Origin of the sequence: Mycobacterium sp. Aquia_216 (genome assembly GCF_026723865.1) — a bacterium.
Lineage (GTDB): Bacteria > Actinomycetota > Actinomycetes > Mycobacteriales > Mycobacteriaceae > Mycobacterium.
In genome coordinates, this window is the sequence record NZ_CP113529.1 from 3,726,623 (window position 1) to 3,752,145 (window position 25,523).

At 65.8% G+C, this 25,523-nt stretch carries 23 protein-coding genes and 1 pseudogene; 12 read left to right on the plus strand and 12 right to left on the minus strand.

Features of this window, described 5'->3' with window-relative positions; all coding sequences use genetic code 11:
• The first annotated feature begins 25 nt into the window (after positions 1-25).
• The 3 genes from OK015_RS17395 to OK015_RS17405 all read left to right on the plus strand — a co-directional run bounded on the left by OK015_RS17395 (position 26) and on the right by OK015_RS17405 (position 2,500).
• Positions 26-751, plus strand: coding sequence for a tetratricopeptide repeat protein (locus OK015_RS17395; RefSeq protein WP_442791125.1), 726 nt, complete (start codon positions 26-28; stop codon positions 749-751).
• Positions 748-1,515, plus strand: coding sequence for a mannan-binding family protein (locus OK015_RS17400; RefSeq protein WP_268124834.1), 768 nt, complete (start codon positions 748-750; stop codon positions 1,513-1,515). The genes OK015_RS17395 and OK015_RS17400 overlap by 4 nt, the downstream gene beginning before the upstream one ends.
• An 85-nt stretch (positions 1,516-1,600) precedes the next feature.
• Entirely contained in the window at positions 1,601-2,500 is a 900-nt protein-coding gene (locus tag OK015_RS17405; RefSeq protein WP_268124836.1) for a class I SAM-dependent methyltransferase, read from the plus strand.
• 11 nt (positions 2,501-2,511) lie between these two features.
• Here OK015_RS17405 and metH read toward each other — a convergent pair whose 3' ends face one another.
• Entirely contained in the window at positions 2,512-6,195 is a 3,684-nt protein-coding gene (metH, locus tag OK015_RS17410; RefSeq protein ID WP_268132837.1) for a methionine synthase, read from the minus strand.
• 525 nt (positions 6,196-6,720) lie between these two features.
• Here metH and OK015_RS17415 point away from each other — a divergent pair.
• Positions 6,721-7,608, plus strand: a complete 888-nt coding sequence (locus tag OK015_RS17415; protein ID WP_268124838.1) for a PAC2 family protein — start codon at positions 6,721-6,723, stop codon at positions 7,606-7,608.
• Positions 7,609-7,743: 135 nt separating this feature from the next.
• A complete protein-coding gene (locus OK015_RS17420) occupies positions 7,744-9,177 on the plus strand; it encodes an amino acid permease (RefSeq protein ID WP_268124840.1) in 1,434 nt (477 codons plus the stop codon).
• 4 nt (positions 9,178-9,181) lie between these two features.
• On the opposite strand, the gene OK015_RS17425 is transcribed toward OK015_RS17420, so the two are convergent.
• The 7 genes and pseudogenes from OK015_RS17425 to OK015_RS17455 all read right to left on the minus strand — a co-directional run.
• Positions 9,182-10,063 carry an SDR family oxidoreductase gene (locus tag OK015_RS17425; protein WP_268124842.1) on the minus strand — a complete coding sequence of 294 codons (882 nt, stop codon included), beginning with the start codon at positions 10,061-10,063 and terminating at the stop codon, positions 9,182-9,184.
• Positions 10,064-10,089: 26 nt separating this feature from the next.
• Positions 10,090-11,334 (minus strand): cysteine--1-D-myo-inosityl 2-amino-2-deoxy-alpha-D-glucopyranoside ligase, encoded by a 1,245-nt coding sequence (mshC, locus tag OK015_RS17430; RefSeq protein ID WP_268124844.1) that lies wholly within the window; start codon positions 11,332-11,334, stop codon positions 10,090-10,092.
• Between the two features lie 114 nt (positions 11,335-11,448).
• Positions 11,449-12,216 (minus strand): 3'(2'),5'-bisphosphate nucleotidase CysQ, encoded by a 768-nt coding sequence (locus OK015_RS17435; protein WP_268132838.1) that lies wholly within the window; start codon positions 12,214-12,216, stop codon positions 11,449-11,451.
• Positions 12,217-12,269: 53 nt separating this feature from the next.
• Positions 12,270-13,094 carry an SCO1664 family protein gene (locus tag OK015_RS17440; RefSeq protein WP_268124846.1) on the minus strand — a complete coding sequence of 275 codons (825 nt, stop codon included), beginning with the start codon at positions 13,092-13,094 and terminating at the stop codon, positions 12,270-12,272.
• The gene (locus tag OK015_RS17445; RefSeq protein ID WP_268124848.1) at positions 13,078-13,665 is read right to left on the minus strand and encodes a DUF3090 domain-containing protein; all 588 of its coding nucleotides are present in this window, start codon (positions 13,663-13,665) and stop codon (positions 13,078-13,080) included. The genes OK015_RS17440 and OK015_RS17445 overlap by 17 nt, the downstream gene beginning before the upstream one ends.
• Before the next feature lie 63 nt (positions 13,666-13,728).
• Complete coding sequence (locus OK015_RS17450) at positions 13,729-14,469, minus strand: histidine phosphatase family protein (protein ID WP_268124850.1); 741 nt, start codon at positions 14,467-14,469, stop codon at positions 13,729-13,731.
• Positions 14,466-14,642: pseudogene (locus OK015_RS17455) on the minus strand (undecaprenyl-diphosphate phosphatase); the annotation flags it as partial. The gene OK015_RS17450 and the pseudogene OK015_RS17455, both read right to left, overlap by 4 nt.
• A gap of 23 nt (positions 14,643-14,665) precedes the next feature.
• Between OK015_RS17455 and OK015_RS17460 the strand changes: the two are divergent.
• Positions 14,666-14,824 (plus strand): hypothetical protein, encoded by a 159-nt coding sequence (locus tag OK015_RS17460; protein ID WP_268124852.1) that lies wholly within the window; start codon positions 14,666-14,668, stop codon positions 14,822-14,824.
• Positions 14,825-14,920: 96 nt separating this feature from the next.
• On the opposite strand, the gene OK015_RS17465 is transcribed toward OK015_RS17460, so the two are convergent.
• Genes OK015_RS17465 through nthB form a run of 3 tightly spaced genes read right to left on the minus strand, consistent with a single transcriptional unit; the run spans position 14,921 to position 16,693 of the window.
• Positions 14,921-15,292 (minus strand): nitrile hydratase accessory protein, encoded by a 372-nt coding sequence (locus OK015_RS17465; protein WP_268124854.1) that lies wholly within the window; start codon positions 15,290-15,292, stop codon positions 14,921-14,923.
• On the minus strand, positions 15,289-15,936 hold the full coding sequence (gene nthA, locus OK015_RS17470) for a nitrile hydratase subunit alpha (RefSeq protein WP_268124856.1): 648 nt from the start codon (positions 15,934-15,936) through the stop codon (positions 15,289-15,291). The genes OK015_RS17465 and nthA overlap by 4 nt, the downstream gene beginning before the upstream one ends.
• A gap of 13 nt (positions 15,937-15,949) precedes the next feature.
• Positions 15,950-16,693, minus strand: a complete 744-nt coding sequence (gene nthB / locus OK015_RS17475) for a nitrile hydratase subunit beta (protein ID WP_268124858.1) — start codon at positions 16,691-16,693, stop codon at positions 15,950-15,952.
• A gap of 333 nt (positions 16,694-17,026) precedes the next feature.
• Here nthB and OK015_RS17480 point away from each other — a divergent pair, with 333 nt between their 5' ends.
• The 4 genes from OK015_RS17480 to OK015_RS17495 all read left to right on the plus strand — a co-directional run bounded on the left by OK015_RS17480 (position 17,027) and on the right by OK015_RS17495 (position 23,550).
• Complete coding sequence (locus tag OK015_RS17480) at positions 17,027-18,073, plus strand: GlxA family transcriptional regulator (protein WP_268124860.1); 1,047 nt, start codon at positions 17,027-17,029, stop codon at positions 18,071-18,073.
• 411 nt (positions 18,074-18,484) lie between these two features.
• A complete protein-coding gene (locus tag OK015_RS17485; protein ID WP_268124862.1) occupies positions 18,485-20,608 on the plus strand; it encodes a molybdopterin oxidoreductase family protein in 2,124 nt (707 codons plus the stop codon).
• The gene (locus OK015_RS17490) at positions 20,608-22,143 is read left to right on the plus strand and encodes an NAD(P)/FAD-dependent oxidoreductase (protein WP_268124864.1); all 1,536 of its coding nucleotides are present in this window, start codon (positions 20,608-20,610) and stop codon (positions 22,141-22,143) included. Before OK015_RS17485 ends, OK015_RS17490 begins: the two co-directional genes overlap by 1 nt.
• Positions 22,144-22,194: 51 nt before the next feature.
• On the plus strand, positions 22,195-23,550 hold the full coding sequence (locus tag OK015_RS17495) for an MFS transporter (RefSeq protein ID WP_268124866.1): 1,356 nt from the start codon (positions 22,195-22,197) through the stop codon (positions 23,548-23,550).
• Positions 23,551-23,793: 243 nt separating this feature from the next.
• On the opposite strand, the gene OK015_RS17500 is transcribed toward OK015_RS17495, so the two are convergent.
• Entirely contained in the window at positions 23,794-24,096 is a 303-nt protein-coding gene (locus tag OK015_RS17500; protein WP_268124868.1) for a hypothetical protein, read from the minus strand.
• Between the two features lie 110 nt (positions 24,097-24,206).
• Here OK015_RS17500 and OK015_RS17505 point away from each other — a divergent pair, with 110 nt between their 5' ends.
• Positions 24,207-25,268, plus strand: coding sequence for a YncE family protein (locus OK015_RS17505; protein ID WP_268124870.1), 1,062 nt, complete (start codon positions 24,207-24,209; stop codon positions 25,266-25,268).
• Positions 25,265-25,519 (plus strand): DUF5703 family protein, encoded by a 255-nt coding sequence (locus tag OK015_RS17510; protein WP_268124872.1) that lies wholly within the window; start codon positions 25,265-25,267, stop codon positions 25,517-25,519. The genes OK015_RS17505 and OK015_RS17510 overlap by 4 nt, the downstream gene beginning before the upstream one ends.
• Positions 25,520-25,523: the final 4 nt, after the last annotated feature.

The window sequence follows — 25,523 nt, forward strand, 5'->3', positions numbered from 1 at the left end:
GATCTAAGCTCAGAAGGAGTTGCTTGTGACCGCTACCTCCGAGAAAGGTGCCGAGGCCGAAATGCCCGAAGCGCCAGGCGCAGAAGCCGAACCCGACGACGTCGACGGCACCGACGCCGAAGACGACGACGTGGATGCCAAGGAGACCGACGCCGACTCCGGGGACACCGACCCCGAGGACACCGAAGCGAACGGTGAAGACGACGAGGATATTCCGTTCGGGCGTCAAGCCAAGAAGCCGGAGCGCGAGAGGACCTCGCTCCGCAATCGGCCCTGGGGGCGATATCTGCGCCGCAGCGCGCTGCCGCTGTTACTCGTTGCCTCACTTGCGGTTTCCGGCTTCCTCGGCTGGAAGCTATGGCAACAGCATCAAGTCGAGCTAGCCGGCCAACAGGCCCAGCAAGCGGCCATCGCCTACGCACAAGTGCTGACGAGCATCGACTCGAACAAGGTCGACGAGAACTTCCGGCAGGTACTGGACGGCGCGACCGGCGAGTTCAAGGACATGTACACCCAGTCCAGCGTCCAGCTTCGGCAACTTTTGATCGACAACAAAGCCAGCGCACACGGGGTGGTGGTGGACTCGGCCATACAGTCCGAATCTACGAATAAGGTTGTCGTGCTGGTCTTTATCGACCAAACGGTAGCGAATTCCACGTCACCCGACCCGCGCATCGACCGCAGCAGGATCAAGATGACCATGGAGAAGGTCGACGGTCGCTGGCGGGCCAGCAAGGTGCAGCTACTGTGATCCGAAGGCTCCTCGCGGCGATCGTATTAGCCTCCGCCGCAACGATTCCCAACGCTGCGTACGCGCGCGCCTCGGCCCCGTCCTTCTGCGGCGAGCTCGGTGGCGACTGGGACGGTCAATACTGCCACACGTCGGCGACCTCGGAACGCAATGCCGTGCGCGACATCAAGGTCGCGGTGCCCGGCGAGCTCATCGACAACCTCACCACCAGCGGGGTGGTGCGCGACTACTTGCACACGCTGGTCAACAACTGGCGCAACGCTAATGCGCACATGGCCGCCGACAGCTACGGCGAAGAGAACTATCAGATCTTCCAGCACGGCAACCTGCTCAGCGCGGTGTTCCACGAGGATTACCACGCCAACGGGCCCCAGCCCAACAACGCCTACCGCACCTTCACGTTCGACATGGCCAGCGGCAGGCGGCTGCAGCTGTCGGATCTGACGACGTCGAATCCGCTGACCGCGATCCCGCCGCTGGCGCAACCCTTCATCGAAACCGCGCTCAATCAAGCACCACCGCCGCATGATCCGGGCAGCTATCCGTTTCAGGTGGACCGCTGGACCCCCGACAAGGTCTACTCCGGTGCGTACAAGGCGTGGGCCCTGACCCCCGACGAATTGATCATCTACATGCCGGACTACCCCGTCGGCCACGACGAGCCGATCAACTTCTCGCCCGGCCTCCCGCAGTGGTACATGGACGGCGGCACCGTGCAAGCGCACATCCCGCTCTCCGCGCTGGGCTCGGTCCTGCGCATCTAGTCGCGGGTGGCCCGTCCGGTCTCCGCGTACAGTGGCGGTAGTAATTAAGCCACCTAACTAACGCAGAGACTAGAAGGGGCCCGGCATGGCGCGCACCGAGAATGACACCTGGGATTTGGCGTCCAGCGTGGGCGCGACCGCGACCGCGGTCGCGACACAGCGCGCGATGGCTTCGCAGGGGCCGGATGCGCTGCTGAACGACCCGTGGGCCGATCCCCTGGTGCGTGCGGTGGGCAGCGACACCTTCATCAAGCTGATCGACGGAAAGCTCGGCGACACCGACGATCCCGTGTTGAAGCGGCAGGCCGTGCTCGAGCAGATTGCCGTGCGTACCCGGTTCTTCGACGACTTCTTCTTGCAAGCCGCCGATGCGGGCATCCGGCAGGCCGTGATTCTGGCGTCCGGCCTGGACACCCGGGCCTACCGGCTACCGTGGCCGGCGGACACGGTGGTCTACGAAATCGACCAACCCGGCGTGATCGACTTCAAGACCCGCACGCTGGCCGACCTGGGTGCGAAGCCCCCCGCAGAACGTCGCACGGTCGCGATCGACTTGCGCGATGACTGGCCCGCCGCACTCGTCGACGCCGGACTCGATCCCGCGAAGCCGACCGCGTGGAGCGCCGAAGGCCTGCTGGTCTACCTGCCGCCGGAGGCGCAGGACCGCTTGTTCGACAGCGTCGCTGCGCTGTCGGCGCCGGGCAGCCGGATTGCCTGCGAGCACATGGATTTCCGCAACATTCCCGCGGATTGGGCGGAAAAGCTCACCGAAAGGTCGCGGCGTATCGGCTCCGAGATCAATTTGGCCGAGTTGTTCTACACCGGAGACCGCAATGCCGCCGGCGAGTACCTCACCGAGCGCGGCTGGCGCGTCGACATCCGGACCACCGAGCAAGCCTTCGCCGCCAACGGCTTTCAGGTGCCCCAGGACGAGCTGGCTTCGTTCGGTGGATCCTCGGGCTACCTGTCGGCAGTGCTGGACTGAAACGGGTTGCCTCAGTCCTCCGGGTTGTAGCCGAGGTTGGGGCCGAGCCAGCGCTCGGCTTCGGCCAGGGTCCAGCCCTTGCGCTTCGCGTAGTCGGCGACCTGGTCCTGGGCCATCCGGCCGACCACGAAGTACTGCGACTGCGGATGCGAGAAATACCAGCCGCTGACGGCGGCACCGGGCCACATCGCCATCGACTCGGTCAGCTCGATGCCGGTGCGCTCCCGAACGTCCATCAACTTCCAGAGCGTCGCCTTCTCGGTGTGCTCCGGGCAGGCCGGGTAGCCGGGGGCGGGGCGGATTCCCCTGTACTTCTCGTTGATGAGTGCCTCGTTGTCCAGCTGCTCGTCCGGCTGGAATCCCCAGAACTCCTTGCGGACCCGCTGGTGCATCCGTTCGGCGAAAGCCTCTGCCAGCCGGTCGGCGATCGACTCCAGCAGGATCGCGCTGTAGTCGTCATTGGCTGCCTTGAACTCAGCGATCTTGTCCTGGCTGCCGAGGCCTGCGGTGACGGCGAAGGCGCCGACGTAATCGGCCAGACCCGTGTCCTTGGGCGCGATGTAGTCGCCCAGCGACCGGTTCGGGATGCCGTCCCGGTGCTCGCCCTGCTGGCGCAGGTTGTGCAGCGTGGTCAGCACCTCGCTACGGGTCTCGTCGGTGTAGACCTCGATATCTTCACCGCCTGAGCCCACTGCGTTAGCGGGGAAGAATCCGATCACCCCGTTGGCCGTGAGCCACTTCTCCTTGATCAGGGTGTCGAGCATCTCCTGGGCGTCGTCGTACAGCTTGCGGGCCGTCTCGCCCGACACCGGGTTGTTGAGGATGTCGGGGAACCTGCCCTTCATCTCCCAGGCGTTGAAGAACGGCTGCCAGTCGATGTACTCGCGCAGCTCGGCGAGGTCGTAATCATGAAATTCTCGTACGCCCACACCTTGCGCGGGCACCGGCGGCGTGTAACCGTCCCACTCGATCGGCGTCCGGTTCGCGCGGGCCTTCTCCAGCGTCAGCATCGGCCGCTCGTTCTTCTGGGCATGCCGCTCGCGCAGGGCTGCATAGTCGTTCTCGGTGGCCTCCAATAGGGCTGGACGCTGCTTGTCGTCGAGCAGCGCGGCAGCCACCGGCACCGAGCGGGACGCGTCCTTGACCCAGACCACCGGACCGCTACGGCGCGGCGATACCTTCACCGCCGTGTGCGCCCGCGAGGTAGTCGCGCCGCCGATCAGCAGCGGGATCTCGAGCCCCTCGCGTTCCATCTCGACGGCAAAGTTGACCATCTCGTCCAGCGACGGGGTGATCAGCCCGGACAGCCCGATGATGTCGGCCTCGTGTTCCTTCGCCGCGGCCAGAATCTTCTCGGCCGGCACCATCACACCGAGGTCGATCACTTCGAAGTTGTTGCACTGCAAGACGACCCCGACGATGTTCTTACCGATGTCGTGGACGTCGCCCTTGACGGTCGCCATGATGATCGTGCCGTTGGTGTCCTTCCCGGCTTTTCCATCTTGGGAGGCACCGGATTCTTCCTTCTCCGCCTCGATGTACGGCAGCAGGTACGCTACGGCCTTCTTCATCACCCGGGCCGACTTCACGACCTGAGGCAGGAACATCTTGCCCGAGCCGAAGAGATCGCCGACGACGTTCATGCCGTCCATCAGCGGGCCCTCGATCACCTCGATCGGGCGACCACCCGCGGCGGCGATCTCGGCCCGCAATTCCTCGGTGTCGGCATCGACGTGGGCGTCGATCCCCTTGACGAGGGCGTGCGTGATCCGCTCGCGGACCGGGAAGCTGCGCCACTCGGCCGCCTTCGGGTCCTCGGTCTTCTCCGACTTGTTGAACCGCTCCGCGATTTCCAGGAGCCTTTCGGCCGCGTCCTCGCGGCGGTTCAGGACGACGTCCTCGATGCGGTCCCGCAGCTCGGGGTCGATCGAGTCGTAGGGCACCAGCGCGCCGGCGTTGACGATGCCCATGTCCAGGCCGGCCTTGATGGCGTGGTACAGGAACACCGCGTGGATCGCCTCGCGGACGGGGTTGTTGCCGCGGAACGAGAACGAGACGTTCGAGATGCCGCCGGAGATGTGCACCCCGGGAAGGTTCTCTTTGATCCAGGCGCAGGCCTCGATGAAGTCGATCCCGTAGGTCGCGTGCTCCTCGATACCGGTCGCCAACGCGAAGCAGTTCGGGTCGAAGATGATGTCCTCGGCCGGGAAGCCGACCTCTTCGGTCAGGATCCGGTAGGCGCGTCCGCAGATCTCCTTGCGGCGCTCCAGGTTGTCGGCCTGACCCTGTTCATCGAAGGCCATCACGACGACGGCGGCGCCGTACTTGCGGCACAGCCGTGCCTCCCGGATGAACTTCTCCTCGCCCTCCTTCATGGAGATCGAGTTGACGATCGGCTTGCCCTGCACGTTCTTCAGGCCCGCCTCGATGACCTCCCACTTGGACGAGTCGATCATCACCGGGACGCGGCTGATGTCCGGCTCGGCGGCGATCAGCTTGGTGAACCGGTCCATCGCGGCGACGCCGTCGATCATGCCTTCGTCCATGTTGATGTCGATGACCTGCGCACCGACCTCGACTTGCTGCAGGGCGACCGACAGCGCGGAGTCGTAGTCCTCGGCCTTGATCAGGTTGCGGAACCGGGCGGAGCCGGTGATGTTGGTGCGCTCGCCGATGTTCACGAACAGGGAGTCGTCGGTGATGTTGAGCGGTTCCAGCCCCGAAAGCCGGGTGGCCACCGGGATATCTGGCAGCACCCGCGGCGGTTTGCCCTCGACGACCTTGGCGATCTCGGCGATGTGCGGCGGCGCCGTTCCGCAGCACCCACCGACCAGGTTGACCAGGCCGGCCTCGGCGAAGTCGGCGATATAGCTCGCCTGACGCTCGGGGGACTCGTCGTACTCGCCGAAGGCGTTGGGCAGGCCGGCGTTCGGGTAGCAGGAGACGTAAGTGTCCGCGATGCGCGACATCTCGGCGATGTAGGGCCTCATCTCCGGTGCGCCCAGGGCACAGTTGAGGCCGACCGCGAGCGGTCGCGCGTGTCTGATCGCGTTCCAGAACGCTTCGGTGACCTGACCGGACAGCGTCCGCCCGGAAGCATCGGTGATGGTGCCCGAGATGATCACCGGCCAGCGTCGGCCGCGGTCCTCGAACAGCGTCTCGACGGCGAACACCGCCGCCTTCGCGTTCAGCGAGTCGAAGATCGTCTCGATGATGAGCAGGTCGGCACCGCCGTCGACCAGGCCGTTGGCGGCTTCGAGGTAGGCGGCCACCAGCTGGTCGTAGGAGACGTTGCGGGCGCCGGGGTCGTTGACGTCGGGCGAGATCGACGCGGTCCGGGTCGTCGGTCCGATGGCGCCGGCGACGTAGCGGGGCTTCTCCGGGGTGCTGTACTCGTCGGCGGCCGCCCGCGCCAGGGCGGCGCCCGCGTAGTTGAGCTCGTAGGCCAGCTCGTGCATGTCGTAGTCGGAGAGCGAGACCGCGTTCGCGTTGAACGTGTTGGTCTCCAGGATGTCGGCCCCCGCCTCGAGGTACTCGCGGTGGATTCCCTCGATGATCTGCGGCTGGGTCAGGTTGAGCAGGTCGTTGTTGCCCTGAAGGGCGGTCGGCCACTCGATGAACCGCTCGCCGCGGTAACCGGCCTCGTCCGGCCGGTCCCGCTGGATCGCCGTGCCCATCGCGCCGTCGATCACCATGATCCGCTGGCGCAGAGCAGCCTTCAGTTCGTCGGTGCAGTCCGGGCGGATGTTCGGCACGAAGGTGTCCGACCCAGAAGCGGTCTCAGCGGCGTTGTTCGAGGCGTTCACGCACGTTCCTTCCGTAGCGGAAGGCGTCCTTAACTCTGCCGAGCGTGGCGGATACCGGCGGGGACCGGAGAACCGTTGCAACGCCTCTCGACCAGAAAAGTCTACGTCGTCATCCGACGTCTGGACGCCCAGCTCGACCCGATCCGCTTGGGATTTCGGCGCCCTTGAGCACCAGCTCGCGGATCTTGTCGGCAATGTCTTTAGTTACCCAAGTTAACCAGATTGCAGCCGAACGTGTTTCGTATCGACCGCGTCGACGCCGGTTGTTGACGTCGCCCGGAGCTCCGTGTCGTAGTCGTCTTCACGCGCAGCAGTCACGCCTTAAGGATAGTCGACCTATGCGAATGCCCTGGTGCACTGGCTGGCCGCGCGGCTGGGGGCCGTCGCCGAGCGGGCAGGCCTTACGCTGATTCTGTGACTCCGCCTGATCGTGGCCCGGAAGCCTCTGCGCTGCCCGAACTGCACAACACGATCGTCGTCGCGGCGTTTGAGGGCTGGAATGACGCCGGTGACGCGGCCAGCGACGCGCTGGAGCACCTGGATGCCATCTGGGAAGCCCATCCGATCGTGGAGATCGATGACGAGGCGTACTACGACTACCAGGTGAACCGCCCGGTTATCCGTCAAGTCGACGGGGTTACCCGCGAACTGGTGTGGCCGGCGATGCGGATCACCCACTGTCGGCCACCCGGCAGCGACCGCGACATCGTGTTGATGCACGGGGTGGAGCCCAACATGCGCTGGCGCACGTTTTGTGCCGAGCTGGTGGCGATTGCCGACAAGCTCAACGTCGACACGGTCGTGATCCTCGGCGCACTGCTGGCCGACACACCGCACACGCGACCGGTGCCGGTCTCGGGCGCGGCCTACTCCCCCGAGTCCGCGCAGCGTTTCGGCCTGCAGGAGACCCGCTACGAGGGTCCGACCGGTATCGCCGGGGTATTCCAGGACGCCTGCGTGGCCGCCGGGATCCCGGCGGTGACGTTCTGGGCCGCGGTGCCGCACTACGTGTCGCACCCGCCGAACCCGAAAGCGACGGTGGCACTGCTGCGCCGCGTCGAAGACGTGCTCGACATCGAGGTTCCGTTGGAGGATTTGCCCGCCCAGGCCGAGGAGTGGGAGCAGGCGGTCACCGAGATGGCCACCGAGGACGAGGACCTGGCCGAATACGTGCAGTCGCTGGAGCAACGCGGCGACGCGGAGGTCGACGTGAACGAGGCCCTGGGCAACATCGACGGCGACGCGCTGGCGGCCGAGTTCGAGCGCTACCTGCGCCGCCGCCGTCCGGGCTTCGGGAAGTAACGGACCGGATCGTCCTGTTGCCGTCCTGGGCCGACTACGAAAAGATCGCTGGCAAACCAACCGGATTTACAGACCCCGGTCTAGGCGATTCGGGGCGCCCCCGCGGGTTGGGCCAACGACGACGATCGGACCGCCATGACCGCCCTGCCTGACACGCCCGAGCCGGACCCGTCCCCGCCGGCGGTCCCCAACGAGGAGGCCGGTTATCACAAGGGGCTCAAGCCCCGCCAACTTCAGATGATCGCGATCGGTGGCGCGATCGGTACCGGCCTGTTCCTCGGCGCCGGCGGCCGGCTGGTCAAGGCCGGGCCCGGGTTGTTCCTGGTGTACGGGATGTGCGGAATATTCGTCTTCTTCATGCTGCGCGCATTGGGCGAGCTGGTGCTGCATCGTCCGTCGTCGGGCTCGTTTGTTTCCTACGCCCGTGAATTCTTCGGCGAGAAAGCCGCCTTCGTGGTCGGCTGGATGTATTTCCTGAACTGGGCCATGACCTCGATCGTCGACACCACCGCAATCGCCACCTACCTGCACCATTGGACGGCCTTCGGCGCGATCCCACAGTGGGTTCTTGCGCTCATTGCCCTGGTGGTGGTGCTGTCGATGAACATGATCTCCGTCGCGTGGTTCGGCGAGCTGGAGTTTTGGGCGGCACTGATCAAGGTTTTCGCCCTTGTCACCTTCCTGGTCGTGGGAATTGTGTTCTTAGCCGGGCGATTTCAGATCGACGGGCACGGCACCGGCCCCGGAATATGGGCCAGCCACGGCGGCCTGTTCCCGACCGGTGTGATACCACTGGCGGTGACCGCCTCGGGCGTGGTATTCGCTTATGCCGGTGTCGAATTGGTGGGAATCGCCGCCGGTGAGACCGCCGATCCGGAGAAGATCATGCCGCGTGCGATCAATTCCGTGATCGTCCGCATCGCGGTGTTCTACGTCGGATCGGTGGCACTGCTGGCGATGCTGTTGCCCTACACCGCCTACAAGGCCGGCGAAAGCCCGTTCGTCACGTTCTTCTCGAAGATCGGCTTCCACGGCGCGGGCGACCTGATGAACATCGTGGTCATCACCGCCGCGCTGTCCAGCCTGAACGCGGGACTCTATTCGACCGGCCGGGTCATGCACTCGCTGGCGATGAGCGGCAGCGGCCCCAAGTTCGCCATGCGGATGACGAAACGTGGTGTGCCGTATGGCGGAATCGCGATGACCGCCGTCATCTGCCTTTTCGGCATCGCGCTCAACGCCTTCAACCCTGGCGAAGCCTTCGAAATCGTGCTCAGCGACGCCGCTTTGGGCATCGTCGCGTCCTGGGCCACGATCGTGTTGTGTCAGCTTCGGTTCTACAAGCTGACCAATGACGGGGCGATGGAGCGGCCCGCGTTCCGCACGCCGTTCACCCCGTACAGCGGCTACGTCACCCTGGCGTTCTTGGTCTGCATCGTGGTGCTGATGGCTTTCGATCGACCGGTTGGCACCTGGACCGTCGCATCGCTGATCGTCATCGCTCCCGCACTGGTCGTAGGTTGGTTCGCCGTGCGCAAACGGGTGGCGGCGGCCACCGTGCGTTGGTGAAGCGCTAGGCTTTCCCCAGCTCCTGGTTGTAGGCGCTGGTGGAGCGGCCGAGCGCGGCAACCTCGGCGTCCATCTGAGGCACCATTTCCGTGACGGCTCTGCGAATCGGGAGCTCACCGGCACGGGTGGACAGCACCGGCTTGAGCCAGCGAAACGCGACCACCCAGCCCGGGCAGTAGACCCGGTCCTTGCGGCCCTCGATGCCCTTGACGAACGCCGTCGCGCAGCTGTCCACGTCGGTCGTCTTGTTCAACGGCCATGGCAGCCGCTTGAGCAGGTAGGTGAACGAGGGCAGGTCGGACTTGGTGTCACGAACCAGCGCCGTGTCGATCCAGGACATGTGCGCCACGCCGATGCCGACGCCGCGGTGACCGACCTCCAGGCGTAGCGCATTGGCCAAATGCTCATTACCGGCCTTCGACACGTCATAGGACGCCATTCCCGGGGCCGCCGCGAATGCCGCCAGCGACGAGACGATCAGCAGATAGCCATGCCGGTCGATCAGCGCTGGCAGGGTCGCGCGCACGGTGTGAAAGACGCCGAGCAGATTGACATCCAGCACCCGCCGGAATGCCTCCGGGTCGACCTGCAGCACCGACCCGTAGCTGGCGATTCCGGCGTTGGCCACCGCGACGTCGATGCCGCCGAAACGTTCGACGGCCCGATCGGCGACGCCGTGCATGGCGGCCAGATCGCGCACATCGGCGACCACGGTCAGCACGTGCTCGTCGCCGCCGAGTTCGGCGGCCAGCGTGTCCAGTGCGGCTTTGTCGAGGTCGGTCACGACGAGTTTGGCGCCCTTGGTGTGCAGCCGGCGGGCTACCTCCGCACCGATTCCCCGGGCGCCCCCGGTGATGAGAACGACTTTGCCCTGCACCGATGTCATGGCCGTCAACGTACCTTTCGCCGAATCTAGAGTTCCACCCCGAGAAGCGCATCGATCGCGGTAGCCACCAGCCGCGGCGCCTCGGCGTCATGACCGCCGTACTCGAGTGCGTCAGTGGCCCAACCATCAAGTGCGGCAATCGCTTTGGGTGTGTCAAGGTCATCGGCCAGGTACTGGCGCACCCGCGCGATGACATCGACCGCGTCCGGGCCGGCGGGCAGCGCGGTCGCGGTGCGCCAACGTTGCAGCCGCGCGGCCGACTCGTCGACCAGCTGGGGGCTCCACGACCGGTCCGCGCGATAGTGCCCGGCCAGCAGACCGAGCCGAATGGCCGACGGCTCAACGCCCTGCGCGCGCAGCCCCGACACCAGCACCAGGTTGCCGCGACTCTTCGACATTTTGTGCCCGTCCCAGCCGATCATCCCGGCGTGGACGTAGTGGCGAGCGAATCGCCTTTCATTCCTTACACATTCGGCGTGTGCGGCAGTGAACTCGTGATGCGGGAAGATCAGGTCGGTGCCGCCACCCTGGATGTCCAAGCCGCTGCCGATGCGGCTGAGCGCGATCGCAGCGCATTCGACGTGCCAGCCGGGCCGGCCCGGGCCGAACGGTGACGGCCAACTGGGCTCCCCGGGCCGTTCGGCCCGCCACAACAGTGCGTCCAGTTCGTCGGTCTTGCCCGCGCGGTCCGGGTCGCCGCCGCGCTCGGCGAACAGCCGCAGCATGGTCTCGCGGTCATAGCCCGATTCGTAGCCGAACTGCGGCGTGGCATCCGCGCGATAGTAGACGTCCGGATATTCCCCTACCTCCGGGTCGATGACGTATGCCGCCCCCGACGCGAGCATCTTTTCGACGAGCTCCACCACTTCGGCTACGGCTTCGGTCGCCCCGACATACTCGCGCGGCGGCAACACCCGCAACGCGGCCATGTCCTCGCGGAACAGCGCCACCTCGCGATCACCGAGCTCACGCCAGTCGATGCCGTCTCGCCTGGCCCGCTCGAACAGCGGGTCGTCGACGTCGGTGACGTTCTGCACGTAGTGCACGCCGTGGCCCAGATCCAGCCACAGCCGGTGAATCAGATCGAACGCCAGATAGGTGGCCGCGTGGCCCAAATGTGTGGCGTCGTAAGGCGTGATCCCGCAGACGTACATGGTGGCGGTCGACCCGGCCGCCACCGGGCGGACCTGGCGATCGGAGGTGTCGTACAGCCGTAGCTCCGGGCCGCGTCCGGGCATCACCGGCACCTGTGCGGAAGGCCACGACTGCATGCTGTCGACTTTAGGCCCGGCGACGATGCGGGCCGTGCAGCGGCCTGCTGTGGGGTACTCCCAGCCGCGCGGCGAGCGAGGGGGCGAGGCGGGCAATCAGGTCAGGCGTGGCGGTCAGTGCCAGGCGTCGCGGATGGCGCCGAGCAGGATCGGCGCCACCTCGGCGCGACACATCACGAAGTCGGGCAGGTACGGGTCCTCCTGGTTGTAGCGCATCGGGGAGCCGTCGAGCCGCGACGCGTGCATACCCGCGGCCATCACCACACCGGCCGGCGCGGCCGAATCCCATTCCCATTGCCCGCCGGCATGCAGATAGGCGTCGACATCGCCGTCGATGATGGCCATCGCCTTGGCGCCCGCCGAGCCGATCGCCACCGGCTGGATCGCGAGCGACTGGCGCATGCGGTGCAGCACCGCCGGTGGCCGGGTGGCGCTGACGGCGATCCGCAACGTGTGCGGGATACCGACCCGCGCCTGGCTGTCGGTCACGGTGTCGCTGCGATACACGATGTTGTCCCGAGCGGGCAAAGCAACTGCCGCATCAGTGATTTCGCGCCGGCCATCGGTCGGACGCTGCCACAGCGCGATATGTACCGCCCAGTCGTCACGCCCCGGTGTGGAGAACTCGCGGGTGCCGTCCACCGGGTCGATGATCCACACCCGATCGTGGTTGAGCCGCTGCAGATCGTCGTAAGCTTCCTCGCTGAGCACCGCGTCGTCCGGGCGCTCGGCGCGCAGCCGGCGCAGGATCAGCTCGTTGGCCAGGCTGTCGCCGGCGTCGCCGAGCATCCAGGGATGACCGAACCCGACCTCCTCGCGCACTTTCAGCAGCAGCTCCCCCGCGTCGGCGGCGAGATCGGCGGCTAATGCAGCATCAGTCATCTCATCGGCAGCAGAGCTCACCGCTTCAGTATCGCCGACGGCGATGCCGGACCCTAAAACGCGGGCCAGGGAATGGGGCGATGCCGGCTGGGCACGGGCATCACCGGGTTGTCCAGCAGCGCGTGCGCCCGCATGCTCAGCGCCGCGATCTCCGTCCGGGTGATCTGCCCGGCCAGCGCGTCGCCGAACTCGTCACCCACCGCGTCGGCCAGACGGGCGACGGCCTGCAGGGTCGAGTCGTCGATCGGTTTACCGGCCCATCCCCAGAGCACCGTGCGCAGTTTGTTCTCGACGTGCAGGCACACGCCGTGGTCGACGCCGTAGACGTGGCCGTCGAGGTCGCGCAGGACGTGGCCGCCCTTGCGGTCGGCGTTGTTGACCAGCACGTCGAACACCGCCATCCGCCACAGGCGAATGTCGTCGGCGTGCATCAGGATGACCTCGTCGCCGGCGTAGTCGTGGGCTCGCAGCACCGGCAGATAACCCGGCTGCTGCCGGTCGGCGGGAAACAGGTCGACCAGATCCGGTCCCGGCCGCGGGTCGGTGTCCACGGCGTCGCCGGGTTGCTGCACCCACAGCTGCAGCATGCCGGGGCCCGCCGGCCCGTGGCGAATGATGGTGTAGGGCACCAGGTTCCAGCCTAATTGCGTCGATACCTGATACGCGGCGAGTTCACGGCCGGCCAGCGTGCCGTCGGGGAAGTCCCAGAGCGGCTGCTCGCCGGAGATCGGCTTGTAGACGCAGTGCACGCTGGACTCGCCCAGCGTGGCCTCGCACAGGAAGGTGGCGTTACTGGCCGAGCGGATCCGTCCGAGGACCGTCAGCTCGCCGTCCCGCAAGACCTCACGATCGTCATGCTCGTTATTCAGGGGCGTCATCGGTGGGCCCGAGCAGCGCACTTCGCTTATAGCCGTTGGCGCGCGCGCAAATGTGACCCTCAGGGTCCAGCGGTTCGTCGCACAGGGGGCATGGCGGGCGTCCCGCCGAGATCACGCGGCTGGATCGGGTGGCGAACTGCCGCGCCGATTCCGGGGTCAAGAACACGCGCACCGCGTCGGGACCTTCGTCGGTGTCGTCGAGCACCACCGAGGCGTCGAACTCGGCATCGGTGACGGCCAGCAGTTCGACCACAACGGTCTGGGCTTCCGAGTCCCAGCCCAGGCCCATCGTCCCGACCCGGAATTCCGCGTCGACGGGCGTGATGAGCGGATTGAGGTCATCGACCTCGGCGGGCTCCGGCGGCACGGGTGTGCCGAACCGGCGGTTCACCTCGAGCAGCAGTGCACCGATGCGTTCGGCGAGCACCGCGACCTGTTGCTTCTCCAGCACCACCGACACCACGCGGGAATCGCCGACCGCCTGGATGTAGAAGGTGCGATTACCGGGCTGACCGACGGTTCCGGCCACGAAGCGGTCGGGTGTGCGGAAGACATGGATTGCGCGAGGCATGGCACCTCCAAAATACCGGCTGTTGCGGTCGCTAGGCGATTCGATGCGGTTGCCGCAGCGGAATCAATCTGTGGATCCCCCGACCACCGCGTCGCTCGACGGTTCCGCCTCGGCCGGTTGTTGTTGCGGCTCTTCTGGTTTGTCGGCTTCGGCGTCAGTCTTGGGTGGCGGCCCGGCTCGTAATGCGGCGGCCAGCCGTCCGCCGGTGTGGTTGACGTGCAACACGAACGGCCGCAGCGGCGTGTACCGGATCACACTCACCGACGCCGGATCCGCGGTGACACGCTGGAAGCCGTCCAGGTGCATGCCGTAGGCGTCCGCGATCAACGACTTGATGACATCACCGTGAGTACAAGCCACCCACAGCGCATCGCCGTCGTGCTCGTCGCCCAGCCGCCGGTCGTGTTCCCGCACCGCGGCCACCGCGCGCGCCTGCACCTGTGCCAGCCCCTCGCCACCGGGAAACACCGCCGCGCTGGGGTGAGCCTGCACCACCCGCCACAGCGGTTCCTTGGCCAGCTCGCCGATCTTGCGACCGGTCCACTCGCCGTAGTCCACCTCCGCGAGTTGGTCGTCGACGAGCGGCTCCAGGCACAGCGCCTCGGCCAGCGGGGCGACCGTGTTCCGGCAGCGCAGCAGCGGCGAGGTGACCAGCGCGCGGATCGGCAGGTCGCCGATGCGGTCGATCAGCCCGACGGCCTGCTCGCGGCCCTTGTCGTCGAGGTCGACGCCCTCGGAACGGCCGGCCAGCACGCCCGCGGTGTTCGAGGTCGAGCGCCCGTGGCGCAACAGAATGACAGTCACGTCGCGGCCACCGTCCCCTTCGCCAGCAGGATCAGCACGATGATTCCGGCCACACCCGGGTAGCCCACGAACCAGTACATGCTGTGTTGTACCAAAAACCGCAGGAACCAGGCCACCGCGCTGAGTCCGATGACGAATGCGATCAGGGTGGACACCAGCAGCCGCGGCGGCGTTCGTCTTCGGGCATTCCTTCAGCATGTCACGACGTGAATGGATTGAGGTCGCAGAACTTCTCGACGACACATATTGCACCATCACCCTCGACAACCCGGCTTTGGCGCCACCACCGGCGGCCGTCGACAGAGGGTGCCAGCTTGGCGCCATCGACGACATCGGGTTCGATGTGCATGGGTGAAGCTCCTGGCTGGGATCAATCAGGCTGGGTCAATGGCGAGCCGCATCGATGACGATCGGCCCACCACGCGCGCCGGCGAGACGTCGGTCGATGGGGTCAGGGGGCAGCCCGCTGTCCGGGTGGTTCTTCGTGCTCGTCCCGGTCACGGGGACCGACGTAACCCTCGACCAGCAGTCCGTGGGCCTCTACCACCCGTTCCAGGGCATGAACCCAGTGGTCGTAGTACGCCCACGGCGAGGACGCCCGAGCTCTGGACTCCCACGCGTCGATTTCCTTGATCAACGCCTCCTGGAAGTCGTCCCAGGTGTAGTGGCCGAACTCGGAGAGCGCCACGGCAAGACCGAAGGCACGACGATGCCAGTCCGCCTCGAACTGGGGTTGGTTCGTATCGATCACACAGGCCTCGTGGAAATGGACCCGACCGTTCGCGTCGTACGTCAGGACGTCGATCTCGTCCCCGCTGCTCACGGGATGGCCCCGGCGGCAGCCAACTCGCCCTGTGGCGGGATGATCTCGACCCCGATCATCGATTCGGTCGTCACCAGCGACGCGAGCTGTTCTTCAGACCACCCGTCGGTGCCGGCGGGCCGGGCCGGGATGACGAACCAGCGCGAATGACCGCTGGAGTCCCACACCCGAACCTCGGTGTCATCGGACAGCAGAACACCGAGCTCGGTCAGGACTCTGCGCGGCTCGCGCGCAGCCCGGGCTCGGAACACCGGATCCTTGTACCAGTACGGCGGCAGACCCAACACCGGCCACGGGAAGCAGGAACACAAAGTACAGATCACCAGGTTGTGCACCCCTTCCTCGTTCACGACTGCAGCAATGTGCTCCCCCTCGGCGCCCGCCATCCCTTCGGGCAGGTCGAGCATTGCGATCGCGGCCGGGGCGTCGGCAGCCAGCAGGCGAGCGAACTCCGGGTCAACCCAGGCGCGCGCCACGATCTTTTGACCGTTGAGGGGGGTCATCTCCGATTCGAAGTAGCCCAACACCTTGTCGACCGTCGTCGAGGCGATCACTCCCTTCTCTATCAGAAGGGCCTCGAGCGCCCGCACCTTTGCGGCGCTCTCCGTCTCCCGGTCGTGCGGATGGTTGAATCGATCATTCATCCGGCTGGGCTCCTCACTGGTGGAGGGTGGTCAGGTAGGGCTCGTAGAGCTCGGCGTAGACGGGGCTTGGGTTGGTCTCTGCGACCTCGCCGAACAGCTCCTCCCCGGAGAAGCAGACGACGTGGACGGGGACGGGATCCCCCAGGCCATCACCGCCAGTGCTGCAGAAGTAGGTGTAGGTGCCTTCAGCCGTCGACTCGACGACACCGACTTTGTTGCGGAGGTAGCCCGGCAGACGGGTGTGAGACCCCGTCGGTGGATTGGCGACCCGGACGCGGTCGCCGACGCGAAACCGTGGCTTCGCTCCGCTCCGACGGGCTGAGTCGCCTTCACGTAGGTAGCGGATCACCTGGGCATCGATCGCCCCGGCGGCGGCCACCGGAAGTGGGGCGTCGGTCTCGTCGCGGAAGTGGCTCGTAGCCGCGTCCAACTCGTCGGCCGTGATGTAGCCCTGCTCGACACAGTAGCCGCTGATCCCGGCCAGCCACCTCTCGTAGTACCTGAACTTGAAGTAGTCGAGGGGATTCATCGCTTCAGCGCCCTTGCGCAGGTCGGCCCAGGTCCACGGCGTGGCGAAGGTGGTGCCGGTCGCGTCCAGGTCGTACCCGGGCAAGGCCCCGCGAAGTGAAGAGCTCAATCCCATCAATGCAACGTGTATGCCGAAGATCCTGGTCTCCCAGGCCTGCACGAACACCCGACGCTCGTAGCCCAGGGGACCGAGGCCCTCCAGGCCCCCGAGCGCATGCTGCAATTTCACCGACGGACTCCACTCTCCTCGTTGCGCTGTGGCCGAGCGTCCCGTCCTCGCCCGCGACGACGTGATTGCCGATAGGTTTGAGGTGGTTGCCGCGGATTCCACTGCCCGATATCGTGACGCCACCCATGGCCGAATTCAGAACGGATAAAATTCCGAAACGGGCCCTGAGGAACCCCTTTGTTCCACCCCGACGGACTGTCTCAGAGTCCCTCGGTTCGAGGTCGCTCCAATCATGAATCATGCGAGCTGAATACAGTCATGTACAGGGCCAGGACGGACGAATTTCCAACCAATCCGGACGGCGCGGGCCCACAGAAACCAAAGGTAATTCGAATGACGTCCACACACCTCGAACAAATGCGCCGGCGCACCGTGGTGATCGCCATCTACGACAAGGTCACCCTTCAAGATGTTGCTGCGCCACTCGAGATATTCGCGCGCGCCAACGACTTCGGCGCCAACTACGAAGTGCTCCTGATCTCTCCCGAGGGCAGGCCCGTTGCCACCACCGCCTTCACGCGCTTGGCGGCCGACCGCCCCTTGGCGCGCGCTCCTCGAACGATCGATATCCTCCTCGTTCCCGGAGGAGTCCCGGGCGACTTCTACTTCACCCCAGGAACGCATGACATCCCTGAAGAGATCACTCCCGACCACGTTCCTGATGCCCTGAATCTGGTGCGCCAGTTGGCTGTTCGGTCCAAGCGCGTCGCTTCCGTGTGCACCGGCGCGTTCATCCTCGCCGAACTAGGACTGCTCGACGGCCGACGGGCCACCACCCATTGGGCACACTGCACCGAGTTGGCCGAAAGGTATTCAGGGATCGATGTCGATCCCGATGCCTTGTTCGTCGAAGACGGGCGCTACATCACCGGAGCAGGGATCAGCTCAGGAACCGACCTCGCCCTCGCACTCGTGGAGAACGACTTCGGAACCGACGTCGCACGCCGCGTCGCGCGATGGCTCGTCGTCTTCATGCAGCGCCCCGGCGGCCAGGCGCAGTTCAGCGTCTGGAACGAGACGGGTGCTCCGACCACGACCGGGCTGCGCGAAGCACTGGACGCCGTCGCCCTCAACCCCGCCGGCGACCACACCGTTCCGTCTCTGGCAGCTCGGGTCTCCGTCAGCGAGCGCCATCTCACCCGACTCTTCCGCGATGAGGTGGGAATGACACCAGCGCGCTACGTCGAACAGACACGGCTCGAGGCCGCCAAGGTGCTCTTGGTGAGGGAGGACCTCGCCCAGGAGATCGTCGCTCGTCGCAGCGGATTCCGCTCAGCAGAGGCCATGCGTCGCAGCTTCCGGCGCAACCTCGGGATCTCTCCCAGCGCCTATCGCGCACGTTTCCGGACCACTGGCGCGGCCCGGAATATGGCGCCGTAGGCCCCGGCATCTCAACCTCGCCTTTCGGCAGGCGGGATTTCGGCACGCTGCTCCAGCCTAACGGCCGAGCATCAGTAATCGCAGAAATGTTTCGGAAAAAAGAGCATCGTAGTTTCGAACAGGTTTCTGAAACCTAACCTAATTCACGAAGTCGCAATACTCCGGCGCATTTGTCTGATTTGGGTGACTCGATGTCTGCCCATGAGGTTGGCACCAACTTTCTGATAACCGAACATTTGATTCGGGGGCCGACAAGGTCCAGGACGACGGCGTCCATCGCCATCGCCCCTGAAGCCTGCACAGGTCACAGACAGAGCAATCCTTGACCACGATCGGAAGTGCGATGTTCGCCCCCACACCTTTCGGCATCACGGCCACGACCCGGACTCTCCTCCACCGGGGCGCGCGACCATGACGACGCCGATCCGCCAGATCGACACCACCACCATCGAGACGCAGTGCCCCTACTGCGCCCTGCAATGCGGGATGAAGGTGACCGCGCCGGCGACTCCCGATGGCCTGCTCACCATCGCTCCCCGGCCCTTCCCCACCAGCGGCGGCGGGCTGTGTTCCAAGGGCTGGAACGCCGCGGAGCCACTCAAGAGCCCCGATCGACTCACCCAACCGCTGATGCGAAGGCAACGCCGCGACGCGCTGCGCCCGGTCACGTGGGACGAAGCGCTCGACTACGTGGCCGAGCGGATTATCGACATTCAGCAACGCCACGGCCGCGACGCGGTCGCAGCGCTCGGAAGCGGAGGCCTCGCTCACGAGAAGGCCTACATGCTGGGCAAGTTCGCCCGCGTCGCGCTGGCCACCCGCCACGTCGACTCCGCTCCGGGTCGCTTCTGCATGTCGTCGGCCGCTTTCGCCAACAACCGTTCGCTCGGACTCGACCGCGGCCTTCCCTTCCCACTCACAGACGTGGGAGAAGCGGACGCGGTCCTTCTCATCGGAGCCAACGTCGCGGCTAGCATGCCGCCCTTCACCCAGCACCTCGCGCGAGCCATCCGATCAGGCGGGCTCGTGGTCGTCGATCCGCGTCGCACCCCCACCGCGGACAAGGCATCCCTCCACCTCCAGCCATCCCCCGGTACCGACCTCGCCCTGGCCCTCGGCATGTTCCATGCCGTGATCGAACAGGGACTGGCCGACCACGATTTCCTCGAAGAACGCACCCACGGATTCGATGCAGCGTGGCGCGTAGCCTCCCAGTGGTGGCCCGAACGAGCCGAGCAGGCGACCGGTGTCCCCGCCGCCGAGCAGCGGCGCGCCGTCCGACTGCTCGCCGAGGCGGCCAATGCGTACGTGCTGACTGCCCGTGGGACCGAGCAACACTCCAGTGGCGTCGACATGGTGACTGGCTGGATCAACCTCGCCCTCGCCCTAGGGCTTCCTGGCCGCCACGGCTCCGGCTACGGCTGCATCACGGGGCAGAGCAACGGCCAGGGGGCCCGTGAACACGGACAGAAGCCGGACCAGCTACCTGGCTACCGGAAGCTGGTCGACCCCGACGCCCGAGCCCACGTCGCGAAGGTCTGGGGCGTCGACCCCGACGACCTGCCCAGCGTCGGGCTGACCTCGTGGGAGCTCATTGACTCCATTGGTACGCCAGAGGGCCCCAAGGCCATCATCTCCTTTGGGAGCAACCTGGCTGTAACAGCGCCCAACTCCGCCGTCGTCGAGGCGCGGTTCGACGCGCTTGAGTTCCTCGTCGTCTCCGATATGGTGCCGTCCGAGACCGTCGCACTCGCTGACGTCGTCTTCCCAGTCGGATGGTGGTCCGAAGAGGACAACACCATCACGAACCTCGAGGGACGAGTCCTGCTCCGCCGCAAGGTCGTCGAGCCGCCTTCTGGCGTCAAGAGCGACCTCGACGTCATGCACGGCATCGCCGTGCGACTAGGACAGCCTGCCGAACGCTTCCCGACCGCGCCCCAGAGGGTGTTCGACGAGCTCGCCACGGCGTCTGCTGGCGGTACGGCCGACTACAGCGGAATCAACTACGACCGGCTGTCCTCGGGCGATGGAATCCATTGGCCGTGCCCGGGCCCCGGGCATCCTGGAACGCCCCGCATGTTCCTCGACCGGTTCGGCCACCCCGACGGCCGAGCTCGCCTCGTCGCTGTCGACCACGTCGGCCCCGCCGAGCCAACCGACGCGGACTATCCTCTGATCGCCACCAGCGGACGCGTCATGGAGCACTACCAATCCGGCAGCCTGACCCGACGAGTCCTCGAACTCATGAAATCCGAGCCCGAGTGCTTCGTCGAGGTGCACCCCGAGACTGCGTCGAGCGCCGGGCTCAGCGACGGTGACCTCACGCTCGTTGAATCGCGCCGGGGCGCAGTGACCGCGCGCGTCCGGTGCGTGACGACGTTGCGTCCCAACACCGTCTTCCTGCCTTTCCACTTCCCGGGCGCCGGTCGGGCCAACCTCATCACCAATCCGGTGCTCGATCCCTTGTCCAAGATGCCCGAGTTCAAGGTCTCCGCTGTCCGTCTCAAACCCGTTGCACTCTCGGAGGACGCCTGATGACCCCGCCTGTCCGCGCACCCGCCGTGCCGATCCGGCCAGACCGCAACGGCCGCGAGCCACGTCATGTTGTCATCGTCGGCTACGGGATGGCGGCCGCCCGGCTGATCGACGACCTCCGTCAGAAGGACCCCAGCGGCGAGCTCGTTCGCATCACGGTCTTAGGTGGCGAACCCCATCCGGCCTACAACAGGGTTCTGTTGTCCAACGTCCTCGCAGGCACGATGTCCTCCGACGCCATCTGGATGCACGCCCCCGACGAGATCCCACACGGGGTCGACCACCACCTTTCGTGCGTCGTCACCGACGTCGACCCGAACCATCGCAGCGTCACGACGGCAGATGGACGCACCTTCGCCTACGACGACCTGGTCCTCGCCACGGGCGGCGTGCCTTTGGTGCCACCGATCCCTGGCATGACCATTGGAACCGGTGACCTGGCACCCAACGTCGTACTCTTTCGGACTCTCGATGACAGCCAAGCGATCCTCCGCAGGGCCACGTCATCCGAGGCACCTGTCGTCGTCATCGGTGGCGGCCTCCTGGGCTTGGAAGCAGCGCGAGCCTTGGCCGGGCGCGGCAATCCCGTCACGGTCGTCCACCGCGGGGGACACCTGATGGAGCGACAGCTCGACGCCGGGGCTGGCCGGGTCCTCGTCGGCGTTCTCGAACACCTAGGTATCGAGGTGCGATTGGGCGTCGAAGTCACATCGATGGATGCCACGACTGTGACTCTCACCACGGGCGACGTGCTGCCAGCTGATCTGGTCGTCGTCTCCGTCGGCGTGAGGCCCGATGCCCGGCTCGCGCGGGACGCCGGCCTGGTCACCCGGAACGGGATTGTCGTCGACAATCAACTGCGGACCTCAGACCCACGCATCTATGCCATCGGGGATTGCGCGTCGCACCCTGGCGCCCCCAGCGGACTCGTAGCCCCGGCGTGGGAACAGGCGGCCGTCCTAGCGGACGTGCTCACCCGAACTATGTCCGATACCCGCTACGTCGGCAGCGAGGTGATCATCCGACTCAAGGCGACCGGGATCGAGGTCACCGCCGTAGGCGACGCTTCTAAGCCACCCGACAGCGACGATTGTGAGGTCATCACTCTGAACGACCCCGCCGGTGGGCACTACCTCAAGGTTGTCATCCACGACGGCAAGGTCGCCGGCGCAGTCGTCGTCGGCCTACCCCAGACTGCTTCTACCGTGGCCCACTGGTACTCCCGCCACATCGCCGTTCCTCACGACCGACTCGGCTTCCTGTTCGGCACCACGACCGACTCCAACGCTGACCACGTCTCCGTGGAACGCATCCCGAATGACGCCGTGATCTGTGACTGCAACCGCGTGCACAAGCGTCAACTCGTCACCGCTTGGCGGGCCGGGGCCAACGACCTTGCCGCGGTCGCAGCCGCCACCCGCGCCACCACTGGCTGTGGAACCTGCACCAACGCCGTGTGCGACCTCCTCAGCTGGCTCGACAGCAGCGGGCCACCGGCCCTGTCCGCTGTCGGACTCGATGCCGACGTGTCCTGAACCCCGTCTGCCGCTTCCCATCCCATCTCGGCCGGTCCCCAGAGGAGAATCATGAGCTTTACCCGAAACGGTTATTGGATCACTGGCTGGAACCCTGACGATAGAACCCAATGGACCAACGGCGGCCGCCGCGTCGCAGCTCGCAACATGGTGTTCTCCCTCTTCACCGAGCACGTCGCCATCTCGATCTGGAGCATGTGGTCCGTCCTCGTACTCTTCCTTGGCCCCGAGTACGGATTCACTCCACAGGACAAGTTCCTGCTCACTGCCATGCCGACCCTGCTTGGTGGTCTGCTGCGAGTCCCCTACACCTTCGCAGTCGCCCGCTTCGGTGGTCGGAATTGGACGATCTTCAGCTCGGCTGCGCTCCTCATCCCCTGCGTCCTCCTCGGCTTCTTGCTGGAGCCCGGTGTCTCACTCGGCACCCTTCTCCTGGTGTCCTCCGCAGCAGGGCTGGGTGGCGCCAACTTTGCTTCCTCGATGGCGAACATCCACCAGTTCTTCCCCGAGAGGCTCAAGGGCGGAGCGCTCGGGCTCAACGCTTGTGGCGGCAACTTGGGCGTGTCGGCCGTCCAGCTCGTCGCGTTGATCGTCATCGCCACCCTTGGGGTCCACCAGCCGAAGGTTATCGTGTGGATCTACGTCCCCCTGATCGTCCTCACGGTTGTGACAGCAGCGCTCTTCATGGACAACCTCGCTGGCTCGCGCAGCGATGCCCGCCTCGTCCTGTCCGCGCTGAAGGACAAGGACAACTTGGTCTTGTCCTTCCTCTACATCGGCACCTTCGGCTCGTTCGTCGGCTACAGCTTCGCCTTCGGTTTGGTCCTCCAACTCCAGTTCGGCTACGAGCCCCGTCAGGCCCTCTACTGGACCTTCCTCGGCCCGTTCGTCGGATCCCTGACCCGCATCCTCGGTGGGCGATGGGCCGATCGACTCGGCGGAGCACTCGTGTCCACCTTCGCCTTCGTCTCGATGGCAGGCTTCAGCGGCGGTCTGGTCGTGGCGGCACAGCTCGAATCGTTCCCCACCTATGTCTCATGCTTCCTCGGTCTCTTCGTGGTCACCGGCATCGGGAACGGATCCGTCTACAAGATGATCCCGGCGGTCTACCGGGCCAGCGCCGCCTCCGACATCGCGAACGGGGCAGACCCGACCGAGCGGCAGGAGTGGTCCCGTCTCATGACAAGTGCCGTCATCGGCGTGGTGTCCGCGGTCGGCGCCCTCGGTGGTCTCGCGGTCAACATCGCCTTCCGCCAAGCGTTCCTCACCACGGGGAGCGGGAGCATGGCTGTGCTGGGCTTCTGCAGCTTCTACATCCTGTGTGTCGCCCTGATCTGGGCCGTCTACCTTCGTCCGACCAAGGTGCCGTACGGTGTCGGAACGCAGCTCAGCCTCGCGCGAGTCTGAACGCCACCTACGCCTTTCACGGTCCATTTCACGAGATTTGCGCGATCTGAACACCTGCGATCAAACGGTGCGTTGGCTGCTCGCCAGTGGGCCTGGGCAGCGTCGATGAGCTTGTGGGCCGGATACTTGTAGAACTCCAGCAGAACATCGGCGTCATTGCGACGAACCTGCCACCAGGACATCGCCGAAACCGCTGACACGACGATGACCGTACCCGGTGGCAGTCGCGGCGAAGGGAAGTGACTAGCGAGGGACGGGCACGGCGCGCGCGACCGAGTCACGCACGGCCGCAGTCAAACTGCGCTCGTCGGTGAGGTCGATGTCGACCAGGCCGCGCACCGCCGTCGCGACCACGTCCTCGGCCTGCGGAACGGGACCGGAAAGGCAGGGGCGGTATATTTCGACGACGAGTGAGCGATGCTCAATACGAAATGAAAAGCTGCGTCCATCACCGACTTGCCCATATCCGCTCGCAAAGATTCCTGTCGAAATGTCTTCGACAGCAAACTCTTTGTCTTCGGTATGGCGGTCAGCGATGACGGTCATAATTCGACCATACCTCTCCAGTACGGCCGGATGTGGCCAACATGGCCTTATTGGATGCGGAACCGTTCCTTAGAATTTGAGTTCCATGTCCGCCGATTCAAGGTTGGTTGTTGCTATCACGACTTAGACACGAGAAAAGGTCAGTTCAAAGGCATTTTTTTTGCGTGGTCACTTTGCTGTCGCTGATCGCTGGTTGTTCATCGAATCCGCTCGCTAGCGCCCCGCCCACCATCGAAGCGGCCCGTCCGGCCGAGTCGCCACCGGTGTCGCAGAATCCGGCCGGCACGGTGCGGCCGCTGGCTGGGCACGCGGCGGCGACGGTCTTCGACGACGACACTCACCAGCTGGTGGTGTTGACCCCGGGCGCCGATCCGGGAGCCCCGGCCAGCGTCACGGTGGTCGGTCAAGGGCAGGTCGCGCCGCGGGTCATCGCGCTGCCGGGCCCGGCTACCGCGGTGACCGGCGACGGCCACGGCACGGCTTACCTGGCCGTTCACGGCGGCTATGTCGTGCTGGATCTGTCCAGCGGGCACACCACGCAGATGAGCGCCGCCGACTCAGCGAGCGTGGACTTCACCGCGATCGCGCGTCGCGCCGACGGCAAGCTGGTGCTGGGCAGCGCCGACGGCGCCGTGTACACGCTCGCTCCGCAGCCCGGCTCGGGCACCGCCGCGGTCGAGAACCGCAAGAGAACCTTTGCCAGAGTTGATTGGCTTGTCACGCAAGGAAATACGACCGTGGTTCTGGATCGCGGTCAGACCTCGGTGACGACGATCGGCGCCGACGGCCGCGTCGCGCAGTCGCTGCGGGCGGGCGCGGGCGCAACCACGATGGCCGCCGATCCGGTGGGCCGGGTCCTGGTGGCCGACACCCGCGGTGACGAACTGCTGGTCTACGGCGTCGACCCGCTGATCCTGCGGCAGGCTTACCCGGTGCGGCAGGCACCGTACGGATTGGCCGGCTCGCGCGATTTGGCCTGGGTGTCTCAAACCGCATCGAATATGGTTATTGGTTACGATTTGTCCACCGGAATTCCCGTCGAAAAGGTGCGTTACCCAACTGTGCAGCAACCCAACTCGTTGGCCTTTGACGAGGCTTCGGATACCTTGTACGTGGTGTCGGGTTCCGGTGCGGGGGTCCAGGTCATCGAGCACGCGGCGGGAATGCGTTGACAGCGCCGCGAGGAGCCCGGCTGCCGGCGGGCTGGGTCACGGAGATGTCCGACGACTACGAGTGGGTGCCGTTGCGCCTGCCGCCCGAGGTGACCAGGCTCAGCGCCTCCACCCGGCTGTCCATCGAGGCCGAATATCGTGGCTGGGAGCTGACGCGAGTGCGCCTCTATAACGACGGCAGCAGACGGGTATTGTTGCGCCGCAAGAAGACTCGTCTCAACGACCGACGGCCCGATCAGCCGGAACTGTGACGGC

Bases quoted from the DNA above. Each gene is read 5' to 3' on its own strand.
- OK015_RS17405 (WP_268124836.1), top strand. From the start codon at position 1,601: ATGGCGCGCACCGAGAATGACACCTGGGATTTGGCGTCCAGCGTGGGC.
- metH (WP_268132837.1), bottom strand. From the start codon at position 6,195: ATGGTGATCGACGGCGCGATGGGCACGGCGATCCAGCGGGACCGGCCG.
- OK015_RS17420 (WP_268124840.1), top strand. From the start codon at position 7,744: ATGACCGCCCTGCCTGACACGCCCGAGCCGGACCCGTCCCCGCCGGCG.
- OK015_RS17425 (WP_268124842.1), bottom strand. From the start codon at position 10,063: ATGACATCGGTGCAGGGCAAAGTCGTTCTCATCACCGGGGGCGCCCGG.
- mshC (WP_268124844.1), bottom strand. From the start codon at position 11,334: ATGCAGTCGTGGCCTTCCGCACAGGTGCCGGTGATGCCCGGACGCGGC.
- OK015_RS17435 (WP_268132838.1), bottom strand. From the start codon at position 12,216: ATGACTGATGCTGCATTAGCCGCCGATCTCGCCGCCGACGCGGGGGAG.
- OK015_RS17440 (WP_268124846.1), bottom strand. From the start codon at position 13,094: ATGACGCCCCTGAATAACGAGCATGACGATCGTGAGGTCTTGCGGGAC.
- OK015_RS17445 (WP_268124848.1), bottom strand. From the start codon at position 13,665: ATGCCTCGCGCAATCCATGTCTTCCGCACACCCGACCGCTTCGTGGCC.
- OK015_RS17460 (WP_268124852.1), top strand. From the start codon at position 14,666: ATGTCACGACGTGAATGGATTGAGGTCGCAGAACTTCTCGACGACACA.
- nthA (WP_268124856.1), bottom strand. From the start codon at position 15,936: ATGAATGATCGATTCAACCATCCGCACGACCGGGAGACGGAGAGCGCC.
- OK015_RS17480 (WP_268124860.1), top strand. From the start codon at position 17,027: ATGACGTCCACACACCTCGAACAAATGCGCCGGCGCACCGTGGTGATC.
- OK015_RS17485 (WP_268124862.1), top strand. From the start codon at position 18,485: ATGACGACGCCGATCCGCCAGATCGACACCACCACCATCGAGACGCAG.
- OK015_RS17490 (WP_268124864.1), top strand. From the start codon at position 20,608: ATGACCCCGCCTGTCCGCGCACCCGCCGTGCCGATCCGGCCAGACCGC.
- OK015_RS17495 (WP_268124866.1), top strand. From the start codon at position 22,195: ATGAGCTTTACCCGAAACGGTTATTGGATCACTGGCTGGAACCCTGAC.
- OK015_RS17500 (WP_268124868.1), bottom strand. From the start codon at position 24,096: ATGACCGTCATCGCTGACCGCCATACCGAAGACAAAGAGTTTGCTGTC.